We start from the raw sequence: 23,289 nt of genomic DNA on the forward strand, positions 1-23,289 counted from the left end.
CGGATCAACCGCGCGCGGCGGCGAGGGATTCCTTGGCTGCTGCGGCGACGTTCTCGGCGGTGAAGCCGAACTCGGCGAAGAGGGTCTTGGCGTCGGCGGAGGCGCCGAAGTGCTCGAGGGAGACGATGCGTCCGGCGTCACCGACGTACCGGTACCAGGTCAGTCCGATCCCGGCCTCGACCGCTACGCGCGCCTTCACGGCCGGGGGCAGCACGCTCTCGCGGTACGCGCGGGGCTGCTCCTCGAACCACTCCACGGACGGCATCGACACCACGCGGGTGCCGAGCCCCTCTGCCTCCAGCAGCTCCCGGGCGGCCACGGCGAGCTGCACCTCGGAGCCGGTGGCGATCAGCACGACGTCCACGGCCGGGGACGAGGAGTCCTTCAGCACATACCCGCCCTTCGCCGCGTCGGGGTTCACGGGGTACGTCGGCACACCCTGACGCGTGAGCGCGAGGCCGTGCGGGGCCGGGCTGGTGGCGTGCCTCTTCAGGATCTCGGCCCAGGCCACGGCCGTCTCGTTGGCGTCCGCCGGGCGGACGACGTTCAGGCCCGGGATGGCCCGCAGCGACGCGAGGTGCTCGACCGGCTGGTGGGTGGGGCCGTCCTCGCCGAGGCCGATGGAGTCGTGCGTCCACACGTAGGTGACGGGCAGCTGCATCAGCGCCGCCATCCGGACGGCGTTGCGCATGTAGTCGGAGAACACCAGGAAGGTGCCGCCGTAGATCCGCGTGTTGCCGTGCAGCGCGATGCCGTTCATCTCGGCGGCCATCGAGAACTCGCGGATGCCGAAGTGGACCGTACGGCCGTACGGGTCCGCCTCGGGCAGCGGGTTGCCCTCGGGGAGGAAGGAGGAGCTCTTGTCGATGGTGGTGTTGTTCGAGCCGGCCAGGTCGGCGGAGCCGCCCCACAGCTCGGGCAGGACCCCGCCGAGGGACTGGAGCACCTTGCCGGAGGCGGCACGGGTGGCGACGGCCTTGCCCTCCTCGAAGACCGGGACCGAGGACTCCCAGCCCTCGGGAAGCTGGCCGGCGACCACGCGGTCGAAGAGCTCGGCCCGCTCCGGCTGGGCGCCGCGCCACTCGTCGAGCTGCTTGTCCCAGGCCGCGTGCGCCTCGGCGCCTCGGTCCAGGGCCCCGCGGCTGTGGGCGAGGACCTCGTCGGCGACCTCGAAGGTGCGCTCCGGGTCGAAGCCGAGGAGGCGCTTGGTGGCCGCGATCTCGTCGTCGCCGAGGGCGGAGCCGTGGGAGGCCTCGGTGTTCCGCGCGTTCGGGGCGGGCCAGGCGATGATCGTGCGCATCGCGATGATGGAGGGCCGCTCGGTCTCGCCCTGGGCGGCCTTGAGGGCCGCGTGGAGGGCGGCCACGTCGATGTCGCCGTCGGCGGCGGGCTCGATGCGCTGGGTGTGCCAGCCGTAGGCCTCGTACCGCTTCAGGACGTCCTCGGAGAAGGCGGTCGCGGTGTCGCCCTCGATGGAGATGTGGTTGTCGTCGTAGAGGAAGACCAGGTTGCCCAGCTTCTGGTGGCCCGCGAGGGAGGAGGCCTCGGCGGAGACGCCCTCCTCCAGGTCGCCGTCGGAGACGATCGCCCAGATGGTGTGGTCGAAGGGGGACTCGCCCCGCGGCGCCTCGGGGTCGAACAGGCCGCGCTCGTAGCGGGCGGCCATGGCCATGCCCACGGCGTTGGCGGCGCCCTGTCCGAGCGGCCCGGTGGTGGTCTCGACGCCGGCGGTGTGCCCGTACTCGGGGTGACCGGGCGTCTTGGAACCCTGGGTCCGGAACGCCTTCAGGTCGTCGAGCCCGACCTCGTACCCGGCCAGGTACAGCTGGGTGTAGAGGGTGAGCGAGGTGTGGCCGGGGGACAGGACGAACCGGTCACGGCCGGTCCACTCCGGGTCCGCCGGGTCGTGACGCATCACCTTCTGAAAGAGCGTGTACGCCGCCGGGGCCAGGCTCATCGCGGTGCCCGGGTGTCCGTTCCCGACCTTCTGCACGGCATCGGCCGCCAGCAGGCGGGCGGTGTCGACGGCACGCCGGTCGAGTTCGGTCCATTCGAAGCGGTCCGGTGTCTGCGTGCTCATCTTCAAGAAGTCCTCGGTTGGAGCGGGGAATCTGCTCTGACGCGTTCAAATCTAAAAGTCTGACTTTTACGGGGGAAGGTCGAGGTGTGTCAGCCTGTGGTGAAAGTGGGACACGGACGGCTTGAGCAAGGCGGCACGAGTACGACATGGCGGACAGACCCATCCAAGGCGGAGACGGCGTCGGCGGTGTGAACGGGATCAGAACCTTCCCCTTTCCCATCGAGCTCAGCGTCGGCGGCGTCGGCATGCAGGTCGGCCCGATGGGTCCGCACCGCACCTGGCACGCGGATGCCCCACTGCACCGCGTCCACCGGATCGACTTCCATGTCGTGATGCTCTTCGACAAGGGGCCGGTCCGCCACATGATCGACTTCGCGGAGTACGAGGCGTACGCCGGCGACGTGCTCTGGATTCGCCCGGGCCAGGTCCACCGCTTCTCCAAGGCGAGCGGGTACCGCGGAACCGTCCTCACCATGCAACCGGGCTTTCTGCCGCGGGCGACGGTGGAGGCGACCGGGCTGTACCGCTACGACCTGCCGCCGCTGCTGCGCCCCGACACGGCGCAACTGGCGGGGCTGGGAGCGGCACTGGCGCAGCTGCGGCGCGAGTACAAGGACACGGCGACCCTCCCCCTGAGCCTGCACACGGCCGTGCTCCGCCACTCCCTGACGGCCTTCCTGCTGCGCCTGGCCCATCTGGCGGCGAGCTCGCAGGAGGCGGCGCGGGGGCCGTCGGACACGACCTTCACCCTGTTCCGGGACGCGGTGGAGAAGGAGTTCGCGACGAACCACAGCGTCAGCGCGTACGCCGACACCCTCGGCTACTCCCGCCGCACCCTGGTCCGTGCGGTGCGCGCCGCGACCGGGGAGACGCCCAAGGGGTTCATCGACAAGCGGGTCGTCCTGGAGGCGAAACGGCTTCTCGCACACACCGACCTGCCGATCGGGCGGGTGGGCGCGGCGGTGGGGTTCCCGGACGCGGCGAACTTCTCGAAGTTCTTCCAGCTGCACGCGGGGCAGACACCGGCGGGGTTCCGGGCGGAACTGCGATGAGGGGCCCCGACGCGCGGAGCCCCTCACCCAAGTGATGCGTCAGTGGCCGAAGTTGAACCAGTTCACGTTCACGAAGTCGGCCGGCTGCCCGCTGGTGAAGGTCAGATACACATCGTGTGTGCCCGTCACCGAGCTGATGTTCGCCGGCACGGTCCGCCAGGTCTGCCAACCGCCCGTGCCCGCCAGGGCGAAGCTCCCGATGGGCGCGTTGCCGCGGCTGTCCAGCCGGACCTCGACCAGCCCGCTCACGCCCGAGGCCGCACCGCTGGCGACCCGGGCGACGAACTGGGTGGCCGCCGTGGAGCCGAAGTTGACGTTCTGGTAGAGCGCCCAGTCGCCGCCCGCGAGATGGCTGATGTTCTGGCCGCCGCCGGTGTCGGTCGTGGTCTCGGTGCTCACACCGCTCTGGCCGTTGTGCGACTCGGCCTGGATCGCCGCGTAGGCGTCACGCGAGCCCGTCGGAGGCGGGGTGGTGCCGCCCCCGGCGGACGACAGCACCTGGACGTAGTCGACGGTCATCGGCACGCCGGACTGGGTGCCGCTGTCCAGGCCGCCGCCGAACGCGTCCGGGAAGGCGCCGCCCATCGCCACGTTGAGGATGATGAAGAAGCCGTGGTTGGTGGCGTTGGACCAGGTCGTCGCGTCCACCTGGCTCGCGTTGACGGAGTGGAACTGGGTGCCGTCCACGAGGAAGCGGATGGTCTCCGGGGTGACCGAGCGGTCCCATTCCATCGTGTAGGTGTGGAACGCCGACTGGCAGGTAGAGCCCGGACACGGGGTGTTGTTGCCGATGCCCGTCGTCTCGTTGCACGGGCCGCCGGGGTTGGTGCCGCAGTGCATCGTGGCCCACACGCGGTTCATGCCCTGGACGTTCTCCATGATGTCCAGCTCGCCGACGCTCGGCCAGTTCTGGTAGTTGCCCCGGTAGGGCGCGCCCAGCATCCAGAACGCCGGCCAGTAGCCCTCGGCCGCCGTGCCGGTGACGTTGGGCATCTGGATGCGTGCCTCGACGCGCAGCTTCCCGCCGGACGGGGGCTGGAAGTCGGTGCGGTTGGTCTCGATGCGGCCGGACGTCCAGTTGCCGGCCGCGTTGCGGATCGGGGTGATGCGGAGGTTGCCGTTGCCGTCGAGCGAGACGTTGGACGTGCTGTTCGTCATCGTCTCGACCTCGCCGGTGCCCCAGTTGGCGGGGCCGCCCGGGTAGCCGGTGCCGGTCGCGTACTGCCAGTTGGAGGTGTTGACGCCGGTGCCTGCCGCGCCGTTGAAGTCGTCGACGAAAACCTGCGTCCAACCCGTGGGAGGCGTGGGCGCGTTGGCGTTCGCGGGCAGGGTCGCGGCCGTGGCGAGAGCCGCCGCGAGACCGAAGGTGGAGAGTACGGCGATCAGGGCGCGCCGGCGTCTGGATGGTCCGGAGGGTGCACTCATGGGGTGTGCCTCTCGGGTACGGGGTGGGATGCGCGGGTGACTCGACAGCGCGCTCGGAACCGTCTGAGAGCGCTCTCAAAGTGGGCCCAATGTGCTCTCGGCCACTCCGGCCGTCAAGAGGTGTAACCGTGAAAGTCCGTCGGGGGCGGGGGAGTTCACCCCATGAAGCCGCGAATGTGCCGAGAGGTCGCCTCGCCGGCGCGCGGACGGGCGTACCGTCGGACCTGGCCCCGAAGAAGTGGGGGAGCCATGAGCCGGCACTCCGTCACCGCACGCCATCTACGGCTGATGCTCGAGGTCGTGGACGAGGCACGGCACGACACGTCCGACGAGTTCCCGCCACCGGCCCTCCTCAAGGGGCTCGGACGACTGGTCTCCTGCGACCTGGCCGAGTTCAGCGAGGTCGACCTCCCCACCCGCCGGGGGCTGGGCTATCAGGCGGTGCAGTACGGCGGCCCCTACCCGGAGTGGGACGACGAGGTGTGGTGGCTGTGGAAGCACCAGCACCCGCACTGTGCGGACGTGGAGCGCAGCCACGGGCACATGGACGTCGCCCAGTTGACGGACTACATGCCGACCCTGGAGTTCCGCGACACGGCGCTCTACACCGAGTACATGCGGCCCTTCACCACCATGATGGTCGTCGCCCTGCCGACGGCGCCGGGACGCATCCGCATGTACTCCGTCTCCCGTGATCGCGACCGCCCGTTCAGCGACCGCGACCGGCTGACCCTCCAGCTCCTGCGCCCGCACATCGACGCCGTCCACCGCGAGGCGGCCCGCCGGCGACGCGAGCCGGTGCGGCTCACCCCGCGCGAACTCGACGTCCTGCGGGCCGTGGCCAACGGAGGGGGGACCGAGGACATCGCCGGGCAGTTCGTGGTCGCGCCGAGCACCATCCGCAAGCACCTGGAGAACATCTTCCGCAAGCTGGACGTCTCCAGCCGCACCGCGGCCGTCGCCCGCGTCTTCCCGGAACCCGAGGCGCCCCCGCCCTGACCCGCCCTACAGCGCGCTGCCCGCCTTCCAGTCCGCCCAGGACAGGTTCCAGCCGTTGAGCCCGTTGGCCGGATCGACGGTCTTTTCGCCGGAGTTCCGCACGATCACGACGTCGCCGAGCATCGAGCTCTCGTAGAACCTGTAGCCCGCGACGGAGCTGTCGTCCGCGCCTTTCGCGTCGTGCAGGCCGATGCAGCCGTGGCTGGTGTTCCGGCTGCCGAACACCGAGGAGGACGCCCAGTAGTTGCCGTGCACGAAGGTGCCGGAGGTGGTGAGGCGCTGGGCGTGCGGGACGTCGGAGATGTCGTACTCGTCGCCGAGGCCGACCGTGGAGGACTCCATCCGGGTCTCCTTGAACCGCTCGCTGATCACCATGATCCCGGACCAGGTGGTGTGGTCGGCGTCGCCGCCGGAGACGGGGTAGGTGGCGTACGTCGCGCCGTCCCGCTTCACCACCATCTCCTTGGCGGCCAGGTCCACCGTGCTGATCTGCTCACGGCCGATGTGGAAAGTGACGTCCTTCGACTGTGTACCGTATACACCATCCTGTCCTTCGACGTCCTTCAACCGCAGACCGAGGGTGATCGTCGTGCCGGCCGCCCAGTACGTCCGCGGCCGGAAGTCCAGCCGGGTGTCGCCGAACCAGTGGCCGACCACCTCCACGGCCGGCTCCGCCGTCACCGTGATCGCCTTCTCCACGGCGGCCTTGTCGGACACGGCGTGGGTGAAGTTGATCGACACGGGCATGCCCACGCCGGAGGTCGAGTCCGCCTCGGGAGTGAAGTAGCCGACGAAGGTCTCGCCCGGGGACCTGGTGGTGAAGGTCGTGGTCTGTGCGTCGGCGCCCTCGGCCCGCGCGGTGACGGTGTACCTGGTGCCCGAGTACGGGTTCCGCGTCGACGTCCACCGGGTCTTCGCGTCGTCGTACGTCCCGGCCAGCGTGGAGCCGTCGTTGCCGATGACCTCGACGGAGACGAGCGTGCCGTCGGTGACGGTGACCTCGACGGGGGCGCCGAACCCGGCCTTCCTGGTGCCGTCCGCGGGGCTCACCGAGACGACCGGCCTCTTCGTCGCGGCGACCTTCGCCGACGCCGACGGCTTCGCTCCGTCCGAGGCGTCCGCCGACCCGCCGCACCCGGTCAGCAGCGCGGCCGGAACCGCGCCCAGCACGGTGAGCACCCCGCGCCGCGACCACCTCTCCAAGGGCTGGTCGGACGGGTTCGATATGTGCGAGACGCCCACGACAGGCCTTCCTGAGATATCCGCCTTTGCGTGTGCATCCTGCGCCGCGCGGATGTGCTGACCCTTTGAATCCCCGGGCCGCTTCCTGAGATTCCGGTGAGGACCCGCGGGGGACGGGCAGCAGGGCCGCCGCACGACAGGGGGACCCGGCGCTCCCTGCCGGGTCCCCTGCGTGCCGAACGCCGTCAGGCGTGCGTCGTCACCTGCGGTTCGGGCGCCTCCTCCTCGCTCAGTCCGAACCGGTCGTGCACCCGGCGCAGCGGCTTCGGGGCCCACCATGCCCGCCGTCCGAGCAGCGCCATCGTCGCCGGGACGAGCAGCATGCGGACGACGGTGGCGTCGATCAGCACCGCGAGGGTGAGGCCGAGTCCGATCTGGAGGATGGGGGAGAAGCCGCCCGTCATGAAGGCCCCGAAGACCACGGCGAGCAGGAGCGCGGCGCAGGTGACGACCCGCCCCGAGCGTCGCAGTCCGGTGACCACGGCCTCCTGGTCGTCGCCGGTGCGGCGCCGGGCCTCGCGCATCCGGGCCAGGATGAACAGCTCGTAGTCCATGGCGAGGCCGAAGGCGATCGCGATGATCAGCGACGGGGCGGTCAGGCTCAGCGCACCGAGGCCCTCCGCGCCCAGCAGCCCGGCCAGATGACCGTCCTGGAAGACCCACACCACCACACCGAGCGCGGCACCCAGGCTGAGCAGGGTCGTGGCGATCGTGCGCAGCGGGATCAGCACCGACCCGGTGAACGCGAACAGGAGGAGGAAGATGCCGGCCAGGACGGTCACGGCCGCCCAGGGGGCCCGGTCGGCGAGCATCGCGCGGAAGTCGACGAGCCGTGCCGCGGGTCCCGTCACCTCGACCGGGTCGTCGCCCCGGATGTCCCGTACCCGCTCCACCAGAGCGGTGGCCCCGTCGCCGTCCACGCTGCCGGGCGGTGGCAGTTCCACGACGGTGATGCCGCCCGGCACGTCCCTGGTCTCGGCGCGGGGGCTGAGCGACTGTATGCGGTCGACGGTCGACTGGTCCGTGCCCGGCTTCAGGACGACCGTCACCGGTGACACCCCGGTCCCGGGCGGGAAGTGGGCGTCGACGGTGTCGTACAGCTGGCGTGCCTCGGTGCTCGACGGCAGCTGCTGGGCGTCGCCGAGGTTGATCCGCAGGCCGGCGACCGGCAGGGCGAGCACCAGCAGGGCCGGCACGATCACCGCGAGGACGGCGATCCGGTTGCGGGCGGAGAAGCGGGCCAGCCGGGCGAAGACACGGCCCTCCTCGCCCTCCGGACGCACCTTCGCCGGCGGGATCTTCCCGCCGAAGCGGGTGAGCAGCGCGGGCAGCAGGGTGAGCGCGGCCAGCATGTCGACGACGACCACGGCGGCCACGGCAAGACCCATGCTGCGCAGGAACACGCTGGGGAAGACCAGCAGCCCGGTCAGACTGACCGCCACGGTGAGCCCGGAGAACAGCACCGTCCGCCCGGCCGCGGCGACCGTGCGGTGCACGGCCTCGGCCACGTCATGGGTGTTCCTGCGCTCCTCCCGGAACCGGACCAGCATCAACAGGGCGTAGTCCACGGCGAGTCCGAGGCCCAGCATGGTGGTGACCTGGATCGCGTACACGGAGATGTCCGTGACCTCGCTGAACAGGAACAGGGCGAGGAACGCGCCCGCGATGCCGCTCACCGCGATCACGAGGGGCAGCGCGGCCGAGCGCAGCCCGCCGAACACCACGAGGAGCAGCGCGAGGACGACGGGAAGGGAGATCAACTCGGCGTTCTTCACGTCCTCCTGGGCCTTCTCGCCGATCTGCAGACCGAGCAGCAGGCCGCCGCTGACGTGGACCTCGGGCGCGTCGATCTCCTTGACGCGGTCGGCCGCGTCGTCGACCGCCCGTTCCTCGGCGTCGTCGTCCAGTCCGCCCTCCAGGGCGACGGGGATGATGAGCGCCCGTCCGTCCTCGGCGAGCAGGCCGGGCGTCTCGTACGGATCGGGCACCGCGGCGACCCCGGGGACCTCCCGGACCTCGGCGACGGCCCGCTCGACCTGGGCGCGGAGTCCGGGGTCGGAGACGGCGGTTCCCTCGACGACGGCCGTGATCGACTCGCCGGCGGGGTCGACCCGGTCGAGATACCGCGACGCGGCCTCCGACTCGGTGCCGGGGACCTCGGGCACGTTGTCCGACAGGCGCCCGAAGACGCCCGTCCCGAGCCCGAAGCCGAGCAGCAGGAAGATCACCCAGAGCGCGATGACGGTGAGCGGACGGCGCGTGGCCGTCCTGGCGAGTGTGGAGAGCACGGTCCCTCCCGGCGGGGCATCGGTTGACATGCCCTCAGACTCGTGCGGGAGGGGGTGGTGCCGGATCGCCGGAGGGAGTGGTTTCCGGGGCTCCGTCGCGCGAGGGAGACGACCCCTGGTCTCACTCCCTGGAGGGAGGAATGAACCGCACCGGTACCGGAGTTGATCAGTACACCATCCGCGATCCCGAGGAGCCGCCATGTCCGACGCACCCGCCGTCCGTGAACTCCGTCTCGTCGTCACGGCCGACGACTACGACGAGGCCCTGCGCTTCTACCGCGACGTCCTCGGCCTGCCCGAACGTGCCGCGTTCTCCTCGCCCGACGGCCGGGTCACCATCCTCGAGGCCGGCCGGGCCACGCTGGAGATCACCGACCCGAACCATGCCGCGTTCATCGACGAGGTCGAGGTCGGGCGCCGGGTGGCCGGGCCCATCCGGGTCGCCTTCGAGGTCGACGACTCCACCGCCACCACGGCGAGACTGGCCGAGGCCGGCGCCGAGGTGATCGCCGAACCGACCCGCACCCCCTGGAACTCCCTCAACTCCCGCCTGGAGGCACCGGGCGCGCTCCAGCTGACCCTCTTCACCGAGCTGGGCGACCAGGCCTAGGACGCGCCCGGCGTCACCAGTCCGGTCTCGTACGCGCAGATCACCGCCTGCACCCGGTCCCTGAGTCCCAACTTGCCGAGCACATTGCTGACATGGGTCTTCACGGTGTGTTCGCTGACGAACAGGGACGTGGCGATCTCGGCGTTGGACATGCCGCGGGCGAGCATCCGCAGGGTCTCCACCTCGCGCGCGGTCAGCACGTCGAGGCGACGGGGGGTGACATCGGCCGTGGCCTCCTCCCGGCGCCGCTTCACGATGTCCGCGACCAGCCGCCGGGTCACCGCGGGCGCGAGCAGCGAGTCGCCGGCCGCGACCACCCGTACCGCGTGCACCAGGTCGTCGCGGCGTACGTCCTTCAGGAGGAAGCCGCTGGCGCCCGCGTACAGCGCCTCGTACACGTACTCGTCCAGATCGAACGTGGTCAGCATGACGACCTTGCAGGCGGACTGCGCGCACACCCGCCGGGCCGCCTCGAGGCCGTCCATCACGGGCATGCGGATGTCGAGCAGCAGGACGTCGGGCGTGTGCCGCTGCACCGCGGCGACCGCCTCCGCCCCGTCGCCGGCCTCGGCGACCACCTCGATGTCCGCCTGCGCCTCCAGGATCATGCTGAAGCCGCTGCGGACCAGCTCCTGGTCGTCCGCGACGACCACCCGGATGCTCACCCCGGCGCCGCCTGCCGGTCCCCCACCGGGAGGCGTACGACGACCCGGAACCCGCCGTCCGGACCCCGCCCGGTGCGCGCGTCACCGCCGCAGGCCGCGGCCCGTTCCCGGATCCCGATCAGCCCGTGTCCACCGCCCGGGGCCGCGGTGCTCCGCCCGTCGTCCGTCACCGTCAGCGTCAACGCCTCCTCCGTCCAGTCGAGTTCGACGGTCGCGGAGGAAGCGTACGCGTGCTTGACCGTGTTGGTGAGGGCCTCCTGGATCACGCGGTAGACCGCGATGTCGGTGTCCGGCGGCAGCGGCCGCGGCTCACCCTTGGCGTGCAACTCGACGCGCAGGCCCGTCGATTCGCGGACCTGCCGGACCAGCGCGGGCAGCGCCTTGACGCCCGGCTGGGGTGAAGTCCCGTTGCGCTGTTCCTCCTTGAGGACGCCGAGGATCCGCCGCAGCTGCGACATGGCGTCCCGTCCGGCCGCCGCGATCGCCTCGAACGCGGCCTCCGCGCGCGCCGGATCGCTGCGCACCACGACCGGACCGGCCTCGGCCTGCACCACCATCAGGCTCACCGCGTGGGCCAGGATGTCGTGCATGTCCCGGGCGATCCGGGCGCGTTCCTGCGCCGTCGCCCGGGCGGTGTCCGCGTCCCGCTCCCGCTGCAACCGCCGCGCCCTGTCCTCCAGTTCGGCCGTGTAGGCGCGCTGCAGGCGGGAGAGCACCCCGAAGGCGTACGCGCAGGCGACGCCCATCAGCTGGAAGGCGTACTCGAAGGGCTGGGGTTCCTGCTTGTGCAGCATGACCAGCGAGACCCCGAGGAGCCAGCCCGCCAGCATGAAACGCCGCTGCCAGGGCCTGCCCCGGGCGGCCATCGTGTACAGGACGACCAGGCCGCCGTACATCACGTCCGGCGGCGGCGCGTGATGCAGTGCCTGGGCGGGCGTGGCCACCGACACGGCGCACGCCATCGCGAACGGGGCGCGGCTGCGCCACACCAGGGGGACGGCCGTCGCCGCGCCGAGCAGCCAGCCCGCCCAGGTGAGCGGCTCGCCCCCCTCGTCGGGGAAGATCCACTGCAACGAGGCGGCGAACAGCACGAGCGCGGCGAGCGCCGTGTCGACGGCGTACCGGTTCGCCGCGCGCAGCCGCGCGGCGACGGAAGTGAACCAGGACTGGGCGGACATGAGCGGCTCCTCGGGGCAAGGGCCGTACCAGTATCGCGAGGGGTGTGCCGCCGGGCCTCGCCGGTGAGAGGGATATCCGGCACCGGCCCAGTGGTCAGCCGTCGAGCTTCGAGGCACCCTTGTCCGGCCGCCACCCCAGCGCCCGCGATATCCCCCGCGCGGCCATCCGCACCGCCGGAACCAGCACCGGCACCTGCGCGTCGGTCTGCGGCACCACGATCGACACCGCGGCCACCACCGCGCCGCCCGTTCCGCGTACGGGGGCGGCGACCGAGAGGGCGTCGTCGGTGACCTGGCGGTCGCTCACCGCCACCCCTGTGCGGCGTACGTCGGCGAGGACCCGGCGCAACCGGGCCGGGTCGGTGAGCGTGTACGGGGTGAAGGAGGTCAACGGGCCCGCGCAGTAACGCTCCTGGACCTCCGGGCTCTCGTGTGCGAGCAGGGCGAGGCCGACGCCGGTGGCGTGCAGTGGCCAGCGGGCGCCGACCCGGATGTGGACGCCGACCGACGAACGGCCCGACAGCCACTCGATGTAGACGACCTCGGCGCCGTCCCGCACCGCCAACTGCACGTTCTCGTGGGTGGCTTCGTACAGGTCCTCCAGGTACGGCAGCGCGATCTGGCGCAGCGCGAGCCCGCGCGGGGCGAGCGCCGCGACCTCCCACAGCCGCAGTCCGACGTGGTAGACGCCTGACTCGTCCCGCTCCAGGGCGCCCCACTCGGTGAGGGCGCCCACGAGCCGGTGGGCGGTGGTCAGGGTCAGCCCGGCCCGCCGGCTGATGTCCGTCAGGCTCAGTGCCGGGTGTTCGTGGTCGAACGCGGCGAGCACGGACAGCAGTCGGTCGGGCGCGGAGCGGACGGTCATGGCCGGACGTCTCCCGGGTGGGCGAGGTCGTAGGGGCGGGGGTAGACGGCGGGACGGTAGCTCACGTATCGCGGTTCCGTCGTGGGATCCGCTTGTGCGGCACGGGAGTTGAGGGCCTCGGGCGAGGCGTCCCAGCGGCCGGTGTCGAGGCGGCGTTCCAGGGTGCGCAGGGCGCCGATCGTCTCACCCGTGGTGAAGGTGCAGTGGCCGGGGCTGTCGACGTAGGCCTGGCTGAGCAGCCTGCCGGAGTGCGCCGCCGTGGCCGCCCGCCGGTAGGCGCTCTCGGCCTGGACGGGGATCAGCGCGTCGCCGGTCGTGTGGATGTTCAGCTGGGGGTCGGACAGGCGGCCCGACAGTGCGCTGGTCCGCCGCATCCACCGTACGGCCTTGGCGTCGGCGGATATCCGGGGTGCGCGGTTGAGGGTCCCGAGGTCGGCGCGCAGGGCGAGGCCGGCCTCCTTGTAGAGCTCCTTCACCTCTTTGAACAGCGGGGACCGGGCGAGCATCGCCGTGTAGTCGACGCCTGTGTTCCAGGACATGTTGCCGCCCGCCCGGCTCTCGGCCTCCTGCCGCCAGCTGAAGGCGGGCAGGCTCAGGAGGCCGGAAACCGCCGCGTACTGGTTGGACTGCTGGGCGTTCCAGTCGGTGGGGGCGGGCTCGGTCTGGGAGGGGTCGTTGTAGCCGGGGATGTTGTGCAGGGCGGCGGCCAGCGCGATACGGGCCCGGCCCTCCGGCGTCCGCTGGGCCTCGGTGACCTTCGCGGAGAGCGCGTTCGCGGCGCCGACGGCCGCCGACTGGTCGGCGAACCCGGCGAGTTGGATGTCGGCGTCCGGCGCGAGCAGCGTCTTGAGCGCGAACACCGGGTCCAGGGTGCTGTTCCAGTTCGCGACACCGCCCTGCACCAGACCGCACATCGACAGCGAGCCGTCGAACCGGTCGGCGTGCCGCTCGGCGAGGGCCGTCGTGACGAAACCGCCGTACGAGGTGCCCCAGGCGATGGTCTCGCGGGCCTTGCCGAACTTCTCCGTGAACAGGTCCAGCGTGGCCAGTTGGTCCGGCACGGCGTCCGTGATCGCCCAGCCGTTCGTCGCGTACGAGGAGCCGATGAGCGCGTAGCCCTCGTCGAGGAGCTCGGTGAGGGTGGCCGGACTGGGCGCGTTCTGGGCCGAGACGGGGGCGGTGGCGGGGCGGTAGCCGTGGCTGTAGAGCAGCACGGTGCCGTTCCAGGCGGCGGGGACGTCCATCAAGTACTGCGCGCCCGAGGCGAGTCGGCCCTCCAGGTGGGTGTCCGTGGGGGCGGCCTGGGCGGGGACGGCGACGGCTGTGCACAGGGTCGCGGTCAGTACGGCGAGAGCGGTGGGGGTTCTCAACACGGGTCCCTTCCGATGCGGGGGCGGGAGTGCGGGACGCGAGTGAAGTTAGGCAATCCCTGTATCACCGTCAATCACTTGCACAACATCAGTTGAGTCCGTCCTCCGCGATCCGCAGCAGCAGTCCGTGCAGGACCTCCCGCTCGGCGGCGTCCAGCGGGTCCAGGAGCTCGTTCGTCACCCGCCGGCCCGCCTCGTCGGTGTCGCGCAGGAACGCGCGGCCGTCCTCGGTCAGGACGACGATCCGGCTGCGGCGGTCGTCGGGGGAGGGGCGCCGCTCGGCGAGGCCCAGCTTCTCCAGGTCGTCGACCAGACCGACGATCGCGCTCGGGTCGTAGCCGAGCCGATGGCTCAGCTCGCGCTGGAGCGCTCCGTCGGAACCGGCGAGGAAGCGCATCAGCGCGTAGTGGCGCAGCCGCAGTCCCGACTCCTGGAGGAACGCGTTGAACAACTGACCCGAGCGCAGCCCCAGGCGGTACAGCAGATAGCCCGCGTCGGCATGCAGCCCGCGCATCCACGGCTCGTCCGCGTCGATCAGGTTCGGGTTGGTGACGTGCTGGCGTGTGATGGCGGGCTCCCTGGGTCGGTCTGTCGTGCAGATTCCAGCATGACGCACCCGTAGGTCATCAACAACTATTGACGTCAACAATTATTGCTCTTAGCTTCGATCTCGGCAGCGGAGCCGCACGGCGGCCTCCGCACCACCCGCATCAGCTCGTGAAGGGACCTCCCCCGTGCCCAGCATCGATCTCTCCGGCAAGGTCGCCGTCGTCACCGGCAGCGGCCGGGGCCTCGGCCTCGCCTATGCGCACGCTCTGGCCGCCCACGGCGCGTCCGTGGTCGTCAACGACGTCGACGAGGCGGTGGCCGAGGCAGCCGTGAAGTCCCTCACCGAGGCCGGCGGCAATGCCGTCGCCGAGGTCGTCCCCGTCGGCACCACCGAGGCCGCCGAGCGGCTCGTGAACAGGGCCGTAGAGGAGTTCGGACGGATCGACATCCTGGTCACCAACGCGGGCATCCTGCGCGACAAGGTGCTCTGGAAGATGACCGACGACGACTTCGACGCGGTGATCACCACCCACCTCAAGGGCACCTTCACCTGCGCCCGCGCCGCCGCCGTCCGGATGCGCGAGCAGGGCGAGGGCGGCTCGCTGATCCTGGTCGGCTCCCCGGCCGGGCAGCGCGGCAACTTCGGGCAGACGAACTACTCCGCCGCCAAGGCCGGCATCGCCGCCTTCGCCCGCACCTGGTCCATGGAGCTGGGCCGCGCCGGCATCACCGTCAACGCGATCGTGCCGGTCGCCGCGACCGCGATGACCGAGACGATCCCGGCCTTCGCCCCCTACATCGACGCCATGAAGCAGGGCGAGCCGCTCCCGGACTTCCTCCGCAAGGGCGAGGGCTTCGGCACCCCCCAGGACTGCGCGGCCCTCGTCCCCTTCCTCGCCTCCGAGGCCGCCCGGGGCATCACCGGCCAGGCCATCGGCATCGGCGGCGACAAGGTGGCACTCTGGTCGCATCCGCAGGAGATCAGGACGGCCTACGCCGACGGCGGCTGGACCCCCGACACCCTGGCCGACGCCTTCCCGACGTCGGTCGGCGCCGAACTCCAGACCGTCGGCATCCCGGCGCCGAAGCTTCCGGAGGCGTGATGACCCCCTCGACGAACACCGCTCCCTCGATGAACGTCGACGACCTGGTCGCCATCGACGTCCACACCCACGCCGAGGTCTCCTCCCAGGGGCACTCCTCCCTGGACGACGACCTCCACGACGCCTCCTCCGCCTACTTCAAGGTCGAGGGCAAGCGGAAGCCGACGCTCGAGGAGACGGCCGCCTACTACCGCGAGCGGAAGATGGCCGCCGTGATCTTCACGGTGGACGCGGAGTCGGCGACCGGCACCCCGCCGGTCCCCAACGAGGAGGTCGCCGAGGCGGCCGCCGCCAGCTCCGACGTGCTGATCCCCTTCGCCTCCATCGACCCCTTCCGGGGCAGGGCCGGGGTCAAGCAGGCCCGCCGGCTGGTCGAGGAGTACGGGGTGAAGGGCTTCAAGTTCCACCCCAGCATCCAGGGCTTCTTCCCCAACGACCGCTCGGTGGCGTACGACCTGTACGAGGTCATCGAGGAGACGGGCACGATCGCCCTCTTCCACACCGGGCAGACGGGCATCGGCGCCGGAGTCCCGGGCGGCGGCGGGATCAGGCTCAAGTACTCCAACCCCCTCCACGTCGACGACGTGGCGGCCGACTTCCCGCATCTGAAGATCATCCTGGCGCACCCGTCCTTCCCCTGGCAGGACGAGGCCCTCGCCGTCGCCACCCACAAGCCGGGCGTCCACATCGACCTGTCCGGCTGGTCGCCGAAGTACTTCCCTCCGCAGCTGGTGCAGTACGCGAACACCCTGCTCAAGGACAAGGTCCTCTTCGGCTCCGACTTCCCCGTCCTCACCCCCGACCGCTGGCTCGCGGACTTCGAGAAGCTGTCGATCAAGGACGAGGTCAAGCCGAAGATCCTCAAGGAGAACGCCGCCCGTCTGCTCGGGCTGACGAAGCCGTAAGGGGCCCCGCATGCGCAACGAGGGACTGGGGTCATGGCCCGCACGCCGGGCCCGCAAGACCCCGCACCGCACGGCGCTGGTCCACGGCGAACAGTCGACCGACTACCGCACATTGCATACACGTACCACGCGTCTGGCCCACGCCCTGCGCGCCAGGGGCGTCCGCCGCGGCGACCGGATCGCCTACCTCGGCCCGAACCACCCCTCCTACCTGGAGACCCTGTTCGCGGCAGGCACCCTCGGCGCGGTCTTCGTCCCGCTCAACACCCGCCTCGCGGGCCCCGAGATCGCCTACCAGCTCGCCGACTCCGGAGCCAAGGCCCTCGTCTACGGGCCGTCGCACGCCGGGCTGGTCGCCGGACTCCCGGGCAGCACCGACGTACGCGTGTACGTCGAGGTCGGCGCCGAGTACGAACAAGCGCTGGCGTCGGCCTCCGAGGAGCCCGTCGACGAGCCGGTCGCCCCGGACGACACCTGCATCATCATGTACACCTCGGGGACGACCGGCCGCCCCAAGGGCGCCATGCTCACCCACGGGAACCTGACCTGGAACGCGATCAACGTCCTCGTCGACACCGACCTGATCGCCGACGAACGCGCCCTGGTCTCCGCCCCGTTGTTCCACACGGCCGGGCTGAACATGCTGACGCTGCCGGTCCTGCTCAAGGGCGGCACCTGCGTCCTGGTCGAGGCCTTCGACCCGGCGGCCACCTTCGACCTCATCGAACGGCACCGGATCACCTTCATGTTCGGGGTGCCGACGATGTTCGAGCAGGTGGCCCGGCATCCGCGCTGGGCCGACGCCGACCTCTCCTCCCTGCGGATCCTGACCTGCGGCGGCTCCCCGGTGTCCACACCGCTGATCGCCGCGTACCAGGAGCGGGGTCTCACCTTCCTCCAGGGCTACGGCATGACGGAGGCGAGCCCCGGCACGCTGTTCCTGGACGCGGAGCACGCGCTCAGCAAGGCAGGCTCGGCGGGCGTACCGCACTTCTTCAGCGACGTACGGGTGGTGCGGCCCGACCTCACCCCCGCCGACGTCGGCGAGACCGGCGAGGTCCACGTCCGCGGGCCGCATGTCATGCCCGGCTACTGGGGGCTGCCCGAGGAGACGGCCGCCGCCTTCGCGGACGGCTGGTTCCGCAGCGGGGACGCCGCCCGGGTCGACGAGGACGGTTACGTGCATATCGTCGACCGCATCAAGGACATGATCATCTCCGGCGGTGAGAACGTCTACCCCGCCGAGATCGAGGACCTGCTCCTCGCCCACCCCGACATCGTCGAGTGCGCGGTCATCGGCGTGCCGGACGACAAGTGGGGCGAGGTGCCGCGCGCGGTCGTCGTGCCCCGCGAGGGCGCCTCGCTCGACGCCGACGAGGTGCTGGCCGCCCTGTCCGGTCGCCTCGCCAAGTACAAGATCCCGAAGTCGGTGGTCATCGCGGACGAACTGCCGCGCACCGCCTCCGGGAAGCTCCTCAAGTCCCGTGTCCGTACCCGGTACGGCAACAGTGAAGGAACCTCATGAGCATCACCGTGAACGGCATCGACGAACTCAAGAAGCTGGCGGGCAGCGACCTCGGCACCAGTGAGTGGATCGAGGTCACCCAGGAGCGCATCAACACGTTCGCCGACGCCACGGGTGACCACCAGTGGATCCACGTCGACCCCGAGAAGGCCGCCGAGGGACCCTTCGGCGCCCCCATCGCGCACGGCTATCTGACCCTCTCCCTCTTCATCCCGCTCTTCACCGAACTGCTGGACGTCCAGGGCGTCACGACGAAGGTCAACTACGGCCTGAACAAGGTCCGCTTCCCCTCGCCGGTGAAGGTCGGCTCGCGCATCCGGCTGGTCGGCAGGCTGGCCGAGGTCGAGGACGTGGCGGGCGGGGTGCAGATCACCGTCGACGGCACGATCGAGATCGAGGGCGGCGCCAAGCCGGCGGCCGTGCTGCAGAGCCTGTCCCGCTTCTACGCCTGATCAGGGCGTACGGGCACCAGGTCGAGGAGACGTTCCGAGGCGTCCCGGGCCGGCGGGGTGAACCGCTCGTGCACCGCGCGGAACGTCTTCTCCGCCTGCTCGGCCGGCCAGTCGTCCGGCAGGTGCTTGACCGGCAGTCGCGGATCGCGGCGGATGACCCGCAGCCACTCCGCCTGGAGCAGCAGCCGCTGGGCCAGGGCCTCGTCGGCTTCCGGCGCCCGGGTCTCCCAGGGCTGCCAGCGTCGTACGAACTGCCCGTAGCGCTCGGCCAGTTCGGCCAGCTCCCAGGTCTCCTCGATCATCGCGCCGATGTCCATGCCGGTGTCGGCGTGCGCGCGGAAGACCTTCACATGGGCGGACAGGCCCAGGTCGGCGACGAGTTCCGCGACGTCGACCTCGCCGGGCGCGATCCACAGACCGCTGAAGAGGGGGCCGAAGCCGCTCCAGGTGAGCTTGGAGCGCAGGTCGTGACGCTGCCGCTGCCAGGACTCGGGGAGCGAGAAGCCGAGCAGCGTCCAGGTGCCGTCCCACTGCCGGTTGACGGCGCCGGTCTGCCAGATCCGCCGCTCACCGTCGCGCAGGACGGCCTCCGAGTGCTCGGTCAGTCCGAAGTACATCCGGCGGCCCTCGCGCTGGCGGCGCAGCAGGCCGCGGTTCACCATCCGCGTCAGCGTCGAGCGCGTCGCCTGCTCGCCGATCCCGGCGCGGGCGAACACGTCGATGACGCTGCCCGAGTACACGCACACGTCACGCCCGAGCACCTGGTCGCCCAGGAACGTGAGCATGAGGGACTGGGGCCGCAGCGACTCTTCCGTGGTCACGCGGCCACCGTACCTCGCCCCGATCAGCCTGTGAGCTGCCGGTACGAGTACACCGCCGTGCTCACCGCGCACACGCCCGGCGCAATCACCTCCGCGCGGAGCGTGCAGCTGTGCGCGTCGTAGTCGACGCCCTCGGCCTCGAAGGCGCCCGTGCACACGCTGCGCTGCGGGAGCGCGAACAGGCTCTTCACCGTGCCCGTGACCGGCTGCCCGTCGAGCTTACGGGGCAGGTCGACCTGGAGCAGTGGACGGAGCTCGGGTAACAGCGTCCCCGTGGCGTCGTTCGAGGCGCACACCAGCCGTGTGTCCGTCACGAAGTCACAGCCCTGGATGTCGCGCACCGGCTTGTCCAGGGTGATCTGCCAGGCCTCGTCCAGCGCACCGCCGGTGGGCGGGGTGGCCGGGTTGAGCAGGGAGCGGGGAAGACCTGGAGTCTGTTCTACCCGCGCGCGATGTCCGGGTCGCCGACGTGGTTCCAGCCCTTGATCCGCAGGGCCGGCGGGATGGAGGCGAGCCCGCGGTACAGCAGGGTGCCGTCCGCGCGGTTCACCGGTCGCCGCCGCCGTGCCCGCCGCGCCGAGCACGAGGGATCCCCATAAGCAGCCCAGGGTGAGGAAACGACGCTTCTTCAGGCACCTGCCACGTCGACGAACACGGGGTTGGAATAGAACCACGTATCCGCCCACGGGTCACCGTTCCCGGGCTCGTGCGGGATCGGCCCGTTCGGGTCGACCGAGGCGCCGAGGTACCCCGCACCATGGCGGTTGCCGTCGCTGCCGCGCAGCCGGACGTAGAAGGACTCGTCCCCGGCGGTCAGCGGGATGCGCAGGGTGTACGTCCCCTTGCGGCCGCTGACGTCCACAGCGCGTACCACCTTGGTGTCCGGCGCCTGCCAGCTGTCCCGGTCGGTGACCGCGCCGCGCACCGTGCCCCGGATCACGTCCACGTGCGCCAACTCGGGCAGGATTCCCTGCGGGTTGGGCCGGGACGCGGTCGTGACGGTGACGTACAGGCTGATCCGCTCGCCCTTGCGGACCCGCAACCGTCCGCCCAGCGTGACGCCCCGCCCGGTGTCGCAGTCCCGCTTGACCCGTACGTCGAGCCCGTCGAGCAGATGCCCGTGGTCCAGCCAGACGCGGCCCGCGCGCAGGCCCGCCATGACGGCGCGGTAGCCGTAGCGGGTGACGCCCACGTGGGTGCGGCTGAACTGGCCGGGCCAGAAGTCGCTGCCGGGCTGTGGGGTGTCGGTGTTCACCGGGTCGGGGAGTTTGCCGGTGCTGTCGAAGTTCTGGCCCGCCGGCCAGTCGCCGTTCTTCCAGGTGTCGAAGACGGTCCGGTGGTTGTCGGAGTTGGTGGTGATCGAGAACAGCCTGCCCTCGGCCAGCAGCGCGTCCCACAGCCCGCCGACGGTCGCCGTCGCCCAGTCGAAGCCGCCGTAGGTGAGGTAGGCGTCCGCCGGATAACCGGACCAGGACTGGGCGGTCGGCTTGTTCTCGTACTCGCCGCGGATCGAGGTCGCGCCGCGCCAGCCGGGGATGGCCGCGCCCTGGGCGCCCGGCGCGCCCTCCATGCCGATCATGATCTCGGGGGCCGCGTCCCGCCAGTTGCGCATCTCGTGCGGGGAGTCGATGCCGAGCCGCAGCGGGTGGTTGGCGAGGACGAGGACGTCGTCGACATAACCCGAACGGCGCTGCTCGGCCAGCCACTTGATCGCCTTGACGGCGTGCGCCTCGTTGCGGGCGGTGTCGGTCGCGCCGGCGGAGCCCTCGGTGTAGTTGAGCAGCTTGCCGTCGTAGGCGAGCTCGAACTGCGTGAGCAGGTCCACCTCGTGGGGGCCGGGCGCCGCGAACACCGTGCAGTGCTCGGCCGCCGGGATGTACCACTCGAGACCCTGGAAGATCAGCTGACGCGGGTTCTCCGCACGGGCCTGGAGGATCTCCGCGTGTTCCAGCTTCGCGCCGTAGTGGGCGTGTCCGAAGTTGGAGTGCTCGTTGAAGACCATCCAGTCCAGGCCGTACTTGGCGGCCGCCTTGGCCTGCTGGGAGAAGGTGTACTTGGCGTCGTGGCTGTAGACGGAGTGGACGTGGTGGTCGCCCACCAGGTACGCCAGCCTCGGGTCGTCGCCGCCGTAGCGCTGCGGGGAGGCGGCGGCGGGCACGGCGGCGGAGCCGAGGGTGAACGCGGCGCCGAACAGGCCCGCGCGGCGCAGGAGTCCGCGCCTGGACAGCCCTTGCGGATCGAGTGCGGCGGGCGAGACGGAGGGGTCGGCCCAGTCGGGCAGTTGCTGCTCGGTCATGGTGATCCTCGAGAAGGGGTTCAGTGCGTCATGAAGGAGGTGACGGGCAGGGCCCGTTCGACGACGCGGACGTCACCGAGGCGTCCGTGCAGGATCTGGTCGATCTTCCCGCCGTACTCGTAGCCGCCCAGCAGCCAGGGGAGTCCGACCGAGGCGATGCCGGTCGAGGTGGCCTTCGGGTTGCGGACCACGGGGCAGCCCTCGACGTAGAGCGTGGTGTGCCTGCCGTCGTTGACGACCGCGAGGTGCCACCAGGTCTCCAGCGGGGTCTCCTGGCCCCAGTTGGTGGCGATTCCCTCCTGGTTGAGCGGACGCATCGCCCACTGCGGCTCGCGGTCGTTGGACAGCGACAGCGTGGCCAGCGGCTCGTCGGGATCGTCGCCCGTCTTGCCGGCGGCGCCGCCCGTGCCGGTGCGGCTGACGATGCCGGACCAGGCGTGATGGGAGGGGTCCCAGTCGGCGGGGAGCCGGTAGAAGGCCTCGATGGTGTAACCGGCCTTGAACGTCGCCGAGTTGATCGGGGCGCCGTCGACCGTGCGCAGATACGCGCCCTTCAGCGGGGACTTGTAGCCCTGGAACTCCAGGCTGCCGTGCCCGGGTTGATCGGGGTGGTGGTCGGCGGACCAGCCCAGCGCGCCGCCCCCGACGGTGACCAGGGAGAGGTCGTTGCCGCGGCCGGACAGGTCACGGACGGTGTCCTTCGCCGCCGACTCGAAGCGCCAGTAGGCGACCGTGCCCGGTATCAGCAGCCGCGACACGGGATGCTCCGCCCGCGCGGGCACCGGAGCGAAGTCGGAGAACCGCTCGGCGAAGTCGACCTCGACCGTGAAGCGGTCGGCGTCACCGCTGAGTTCGATCTCCTGCCGCTCCAGCTCGTTGAGACCCTTGCCCGCCCGGCCCAGGATCCACGGGGAGACCGTCTCGACGTCGATGACGTTCCGGTCGAGGTCGAAACGGTAGAGGCGGATCATCGCCGCGCCGCCGAAGTAGGGGTTCTGGTAGTTCGTCAGATGGAGGTGGACGTCATGTCCCGCCGCGTTCTTGCGGGTTGCGCGGCAGGCGGGCCAGTAGTGGCCGTTGAGGGTGAGGAAGATCTGGTCGTGGTCCTCGATCAGCCGGTCCCACAGCTGCTGGCCGTAGGCCGACAGGGTGTCGTCCTCGACGACCAGTTCGTGGGTGGTGAGGATGACGGGTGTCCTCGGGTGCCGGGCGAGGACGTCCTTCGCCCACGCGTACCCCTTCGCCGACAGCCGCCAGTCCAGCGCCAGGACCATCCACTCGCGGCCCGCGGCCGTGAACAGGTGGAAGGTGTTGTAGCCGTCGGAAGAGGCGCCGCCGTAGGTCGGCCTGCCCCGGAACCGGTCCGGTCCGAAGGCGTCCAGATACGGCGTCGAGCCGCGCTGGTCGTCCGTCGACGACTTCACGTCGTGATTGCCGGCCAGGACGCTGTAGCCGACACCGCGCCGGTCCAGGAGCCTGAACGCCTCGCTGATCGCGGTGACTTCGGCCGCCGCACCGTTCTGTGTGAGGTCGCCCAGGTGGGACAGGAAGACGAGGTTCTCGTCCTTGCCGTGCTCCAGGAGATAGCGCAGGGACGCCTCGACCGGCGCCTTGTCGATGCTCGGCCCGTCGAAGAGGTACTGCGTGTCGGGCATCACCGCGAGGGTGAAGCGGCGGCTGTCGGTGTCGGGCCGCCAACGGCTCTGCGCGGCGGCCTCGGCCACGCCGGGCAGCGCGACGCCGGCCGTGGCGGCGGCACCGAGCAGTGCGGTCGCGCGGAGGAAACTGCGGCGTCCGGCGCCCGCCTGGGCATGCTCGGACCCGTGCTCATGCGAAGTGCACACGTGTGCTCCGTAAAAGGGGT

At 71.0% G+C, this 23,289-nt stretch carries 19 protein-coding genes and 1 pseudogene; 7 read left to right on the forward strand and 13 right to left on the reverse strand.

Annotated elements, in window-relative coordinates:
• Positions 1-4 precede the first annotated feature (4 nt).
• The gene (gene tkt / locus OG381_RS38620) at positions 5-2,080 is read right to left on the reverse strand and encodes a transketolase (protein ID WP_327720613.1); all 2,076 of its coding nucleotides are present in this window, start codon (positions 2,078-2,080) and stop codon (positions 5-7) included.
• A 146-nt stretch (positions 2,081-2,226) separates the two neighbouring features.
• Between tkt and OG381_RS38625 the strand changes: the two genes are divergently transcribed.
• A complete protein-coding gene (locus OG381_RS38625; RefSeq protein ID WP_327720614.1) occupies positions 2,227-3,132 on the forward strand; it encodes a helix-turn-helix domain-containing protein in 906 nt (301 codons plus the stop codon).
• A 39-nt stretch (positions 3,133-3,171) separates the two neighbouring features.
• Here the strand turns inward: OG381_RS38625 and OG381_RS38630 are convergent, their stop codons facing one another.
• Positions 3,172-4,557 carry a glycoside hydrolase family 16 protein gene (locus tag OG381_RS38630; protein WP_327720615.1) on the reverse strand — a complete coding sequence of 462 codons (1,386 nt, stop codon included), beginning with the start codon at positions 4,555-4,557 and terminating at the stop codon, positions 3,172-3,174.
• A 249-nt stretch (positions 4,558-4,806) separates the two neighbouring features.
• Between OG381_RS38630 and OG381_RS38635 the strand changes: the two genes are divergently transcribed.
• A complete protein-coding gene (locus OG381_RS38635; protein WP_327720616.1) occupies positions 4,807-5,556 on the forward strand; it encodes a helix-turn-helix domain-containing protein in 750 nt (249 codons plus the stop codon).
• Between the two features lie 6 nt (positions 5,557-5,562).
• Here OG381_RS38635 and OG381_RS38640 read toward each other — a convergent pair whose 3' ends face one another.
• The gene (locus tag OG381_RS38640) at positions 5,563-6,798 is read right to left on the reverse strand and encodes a L,D-transpeptidase (RefSeq protein WP_327720617.1); all 1,236 of its coding nucleotides are present in this window, start codon (positions 6,796-6,798) and stop codon (positions 5,563-5,565) included.
• A gap of 185 nt (positions 6,799-6,983) precedes the next feature.
• Entirely contained in the window at positions 6,984-9,086 is a 2,103-nt protein-coding gene (locus tag OG381_RS38645) for an MMPL family transporter (protein ID WP_327722669.1), read from the reverse strand.
• A 199-nt stretch (positions 9,087-9,285) separates the two neighbouring features.
• Here OG381_RS38645 and OG381_RS38650 point away from each other — a divergent pair, with 199 nt between their 5' ends.
• Positions 9,286-9,696: a VOC family protein gene (locus OG381_RS38650; RefSeq protein WP_327720618.1), complete on the forward strand. Its 411-nt coding sequence runs from the start codon at positions 9,286-9,288 to the stop codon at positions 9,694-9,696.
• Here the strand turns inward: OG381_RS38650 and OG381_RS38655 are convergent.
• The 5 genes from OG381_RS38655 to OG381_RS38675 form a co-directional block, all read right to left on the reverse strand.
• Positions 9,693-10,361: a response regulator transcription factor gene (locus OG381_RS38655; protein WP_327720619.1), complete on the reverse strand. Its 669-nt coding sequence runs from the start codon at positions 10,359-10,361 to the stop codon at positions 9,693-9,695. The two genes, OG381_RS38650 and OG381_RS38655, sit on opposite strands and share 4 nt — an antisense overlap.
• Positions 10,358-11,539, reverse strand: a complete 1,182-nt coding sequence (locus tag OG381_RS38660) for a sensor histidine kinase (RefSeq protein WP_327720620.1) — start codon at positions 11,537-11,539, stop codon at positions 10,358-10,360. Before OG381_RS38660 ends, OG381_RS38655 begins: the two co-directional genes overlap by 4 nt.
• Before the next feature lie 94 nt (positions 11,540-11,633).
• A complete protein-coding gene (locus OG381_RS38665; protein WP_327720621.1) occupies positions 11,634-12,404 on the reverse strand; it encodes an IclR family transcriptional regulator in 771 nt (256 codons plus the stop codon).
• Positions 12,401-13,774, reverse strand: coding sequence for an alpha/beta hydrolase family protein (locus OG381_RS38670; RefSeq protein WP_327720622.1), 1,374 nt, complete (start codon positions 13,772-13,774; stop codon positions 12,401-12,403). The genes OG381_RS38665 and OG381_RS38670 overlap by 4 nt, the downstream gene beginning before the upstream one ends.
• 88 nt (positions 13,775-13,862) lie before the next feature.
• Entirely contained in the window at positions 13,863-14,288 is a 426-nt protein-coding gene (locus OG381_RS38675; protein WP_327722670.1) for a MarR family winged helix-turn-helix transcriptional regulator, read from the reverse strand.
• 220 nt (positions 14,289-14,508) lie between these two features.
• On the opposite strand from OG381_RS38675, the gene OG381_RS38680 reads away from it, so the two are divergent.
• The 4 genes from OG381_RS38680 to OG381_RS38695 are packed head-to-tail and all read left to right on the forward strand — an operon-like array spanning position 14,509 to position 18,308.
• A complete protein-coding gene (locus tag OG381_RS38680; RefSeq protein WP_327720623.1) occupies positions 14,509-15,426 on the forward strand; it encodes an SDR family NAD(P)-dependent oxidoreductase in 918 nt (305 codons plus the stop codon).
• 29 nt (positions 15,427-15,455) lie between these two features.
• Positions 15,456-16,331 (forward strand): amidohydrolase family protein, encoded by an 876-nt coding sequence (locus tag OG381_RS38685; RefSeq protein ID WP_327722671.1) that lies wholly within the window; start codon positions 15,456-15,458, stop codon positions 16,329-16,331.
• 10 nt (positions 16,332-16,341) lie between these two features.
• A complete protein-coding gene (locus OG381_RS38690; protein WP_327720624.1) occupies positions 16,342-17,856 on the forward strand; it encodes an acyl-CoA synthetase in 1,515 nt (504 codons plus the stop codon).
• Complete coding sequence (locus tag OG381_RS38695; RefSeq protein WP_046256236.1) at positions 17,853-18,308, forward strand: MaoC family dehydratase; 456 nt, start codon at positions 17,853-17,855, stop codon at positions 18,306-18,308. The genes OG381_RS38690 and OG381_RS38695 overlap by 4 nt, the downstream gene beginning before the upstream one ends.
• Here OG381_RS38695 and OG381_RS38700 read toward each other — a convergent pair.
• The 4 genes and pseudogenes from OG381_RS38700 to OG381_RS38715 all read right to left on the reverse strand — a co-directional run bounded on the left by OG381_RS38700 (position 18,299) and on the right by OG381_RS38715 (position 23,269).
• The gene (locus OG381_RS38700) at positions 18,299-19,129 is read right to left on the reverse strand and encodes a PaaX family transcriptional regulator (protein ID WP_327720625.1); all 831 of its coding nucleotides are present in this window, start codon (positions 19,127-19,129) and stop codon (positions 18,299-18,301) included. The two genes, OG381_RS38695 and OG381_RS38700, sit on opposite strands and share 10 nt — an antisense overlap.
• Before the next feature lie 23 nt (positions 19,130-19,152).
• Positions 19,153-19,676 (reverse strand): annotated as a pseudogene (locus OG381_RS38705) (hypothetical protein); the annotation flags it as partial.
• 81 nt (positions 19,677-19,757) lie between these two features.
• Positions 19,758-21,425 (reverse strand): histidinol-phosphatase, encoded by a 1,668-nt coding sequence (locus OG381_RS38710; protein WP_327720626.1) that lies wholly within the window; start codon positions 21,423-21,425, stop codon positions 19,758-19,760.
• 20 nt (positions 21,426-21,445) lie between these two features.
• Positions 21,446-23,269 carry a LamG-like jellyroll fold domain-containing protein gene (locus OG381_RS38715; protein ID WP_327720627.1) on the reverse strand — a complete coding sequence of 608 codons (1,824 nt, stop codon included), beginning with the start codon at positions 23,267-23,269 and terminating at the stop codon, positions 21,446-21,448.
• Positions 23,270-23,289 lie beyond the last annotated feature (20 nt).

This window comes from Streptomyces sp. NBC_00490, assembly GCF_036013645.1.
Lineage (GTDB): Bacteria > Actinomycetota > Actinomycetes > Streptomycetales > Streptomycetaceae > Streptomyces > Streptomyces canus_F.

What these genes read in the sequence shown, in the direction of transcription:
- tkt (WP_327720613.1), bottom strand. Translation starts at nt 2,080, where the DNA reads ATGAGCACGCAGACACCGGACCGCTTCGAATGGACCGAACTCGACCGG.
- OG381_RS38625 (WP_327720614.1), top strand. Translation starts at nt 2,227, where the DNA reads ATGGCGGACAGACCCATCCAAGGCGGAGACGGCGTCGGCGGTGTGAAC.
- OG381_RS38630 (WP_327720615.1), bottom strand. Translation starts at nt 4,557, where the DNA reads ATGAGTGCACCCTCCGGACCATCCAGACGCCGGCGCGCCCTGATCGCC.
- OG381_RS38635 (WP_327720616.1), top strand. Translation starts at nt 4,807, where the DNA reads ATGAGCCGGCACTCCGTCACCGCACGCCATCTACGGCTGATGCTCGAG.
- OG381_RS38650 (WP_327720618.1), top strand. Translation starts at nt 9,286, where the DNA reads ATGTCCGACGCACCCGCCGTCCGTGAACTCCGTCTCGTCGTCACGGCC.
- OG381_RS38660 (WP_327720620.1), bottom strand. Translation starts at nt 11,539, where the DNA reads ATGTCCGCCCAGTCCTGGTTCACTTCCGTCGCCGCGCGGCTGCGCGCG.
- OG381_RS38665 (WP_327720621.1), bottom strand. Translation starts at nt 12,404, where the DNA reads ATGACCGTCCGCTCCGCGCCCGACCGACTGCTGTCCGTGCTCGCCGCG.
- OG381_RS38675 (WP_327722670.1), bottom strand. Translation starts at nt 14,288, where the DNA reads ATGCGCGGGCTGCATGCCGACGCGGGCTATCTGCTGTACCGCCTGGGG.
- OG381_RS38685 (WP_327722671.1), top strand. Translation starts at nt 15,456, where the DNA reads ATGAACGTCGACGACCTGGTCGCCATCGACGTCCACACCCACGCCGAG.
- OG381_RS38690 (WP_327720624.1), top strand. Translation starts at nt 16,342, where the DNA reads ATGCGCAACGAGGGACTGGGGTCATGGCCCGCACGCCGGGCCCGCAAG.
- OG381_RS38695 (WP_046256236.1), top strand. Translation starts at nt 17,853, where the DNA reads ATGAGCATCACCGTGAACGGCATCGACGAACTCAAGAAGCTGGCGGGC.
- OG381_RS38710 (WP_327720626.1), bottom strand. Translation starts at nt 21,425, where the DNA reads ATGACCGAGCAGCAACTGCCCGACTGGGCCGACCCCTCCGTCTCGCCC.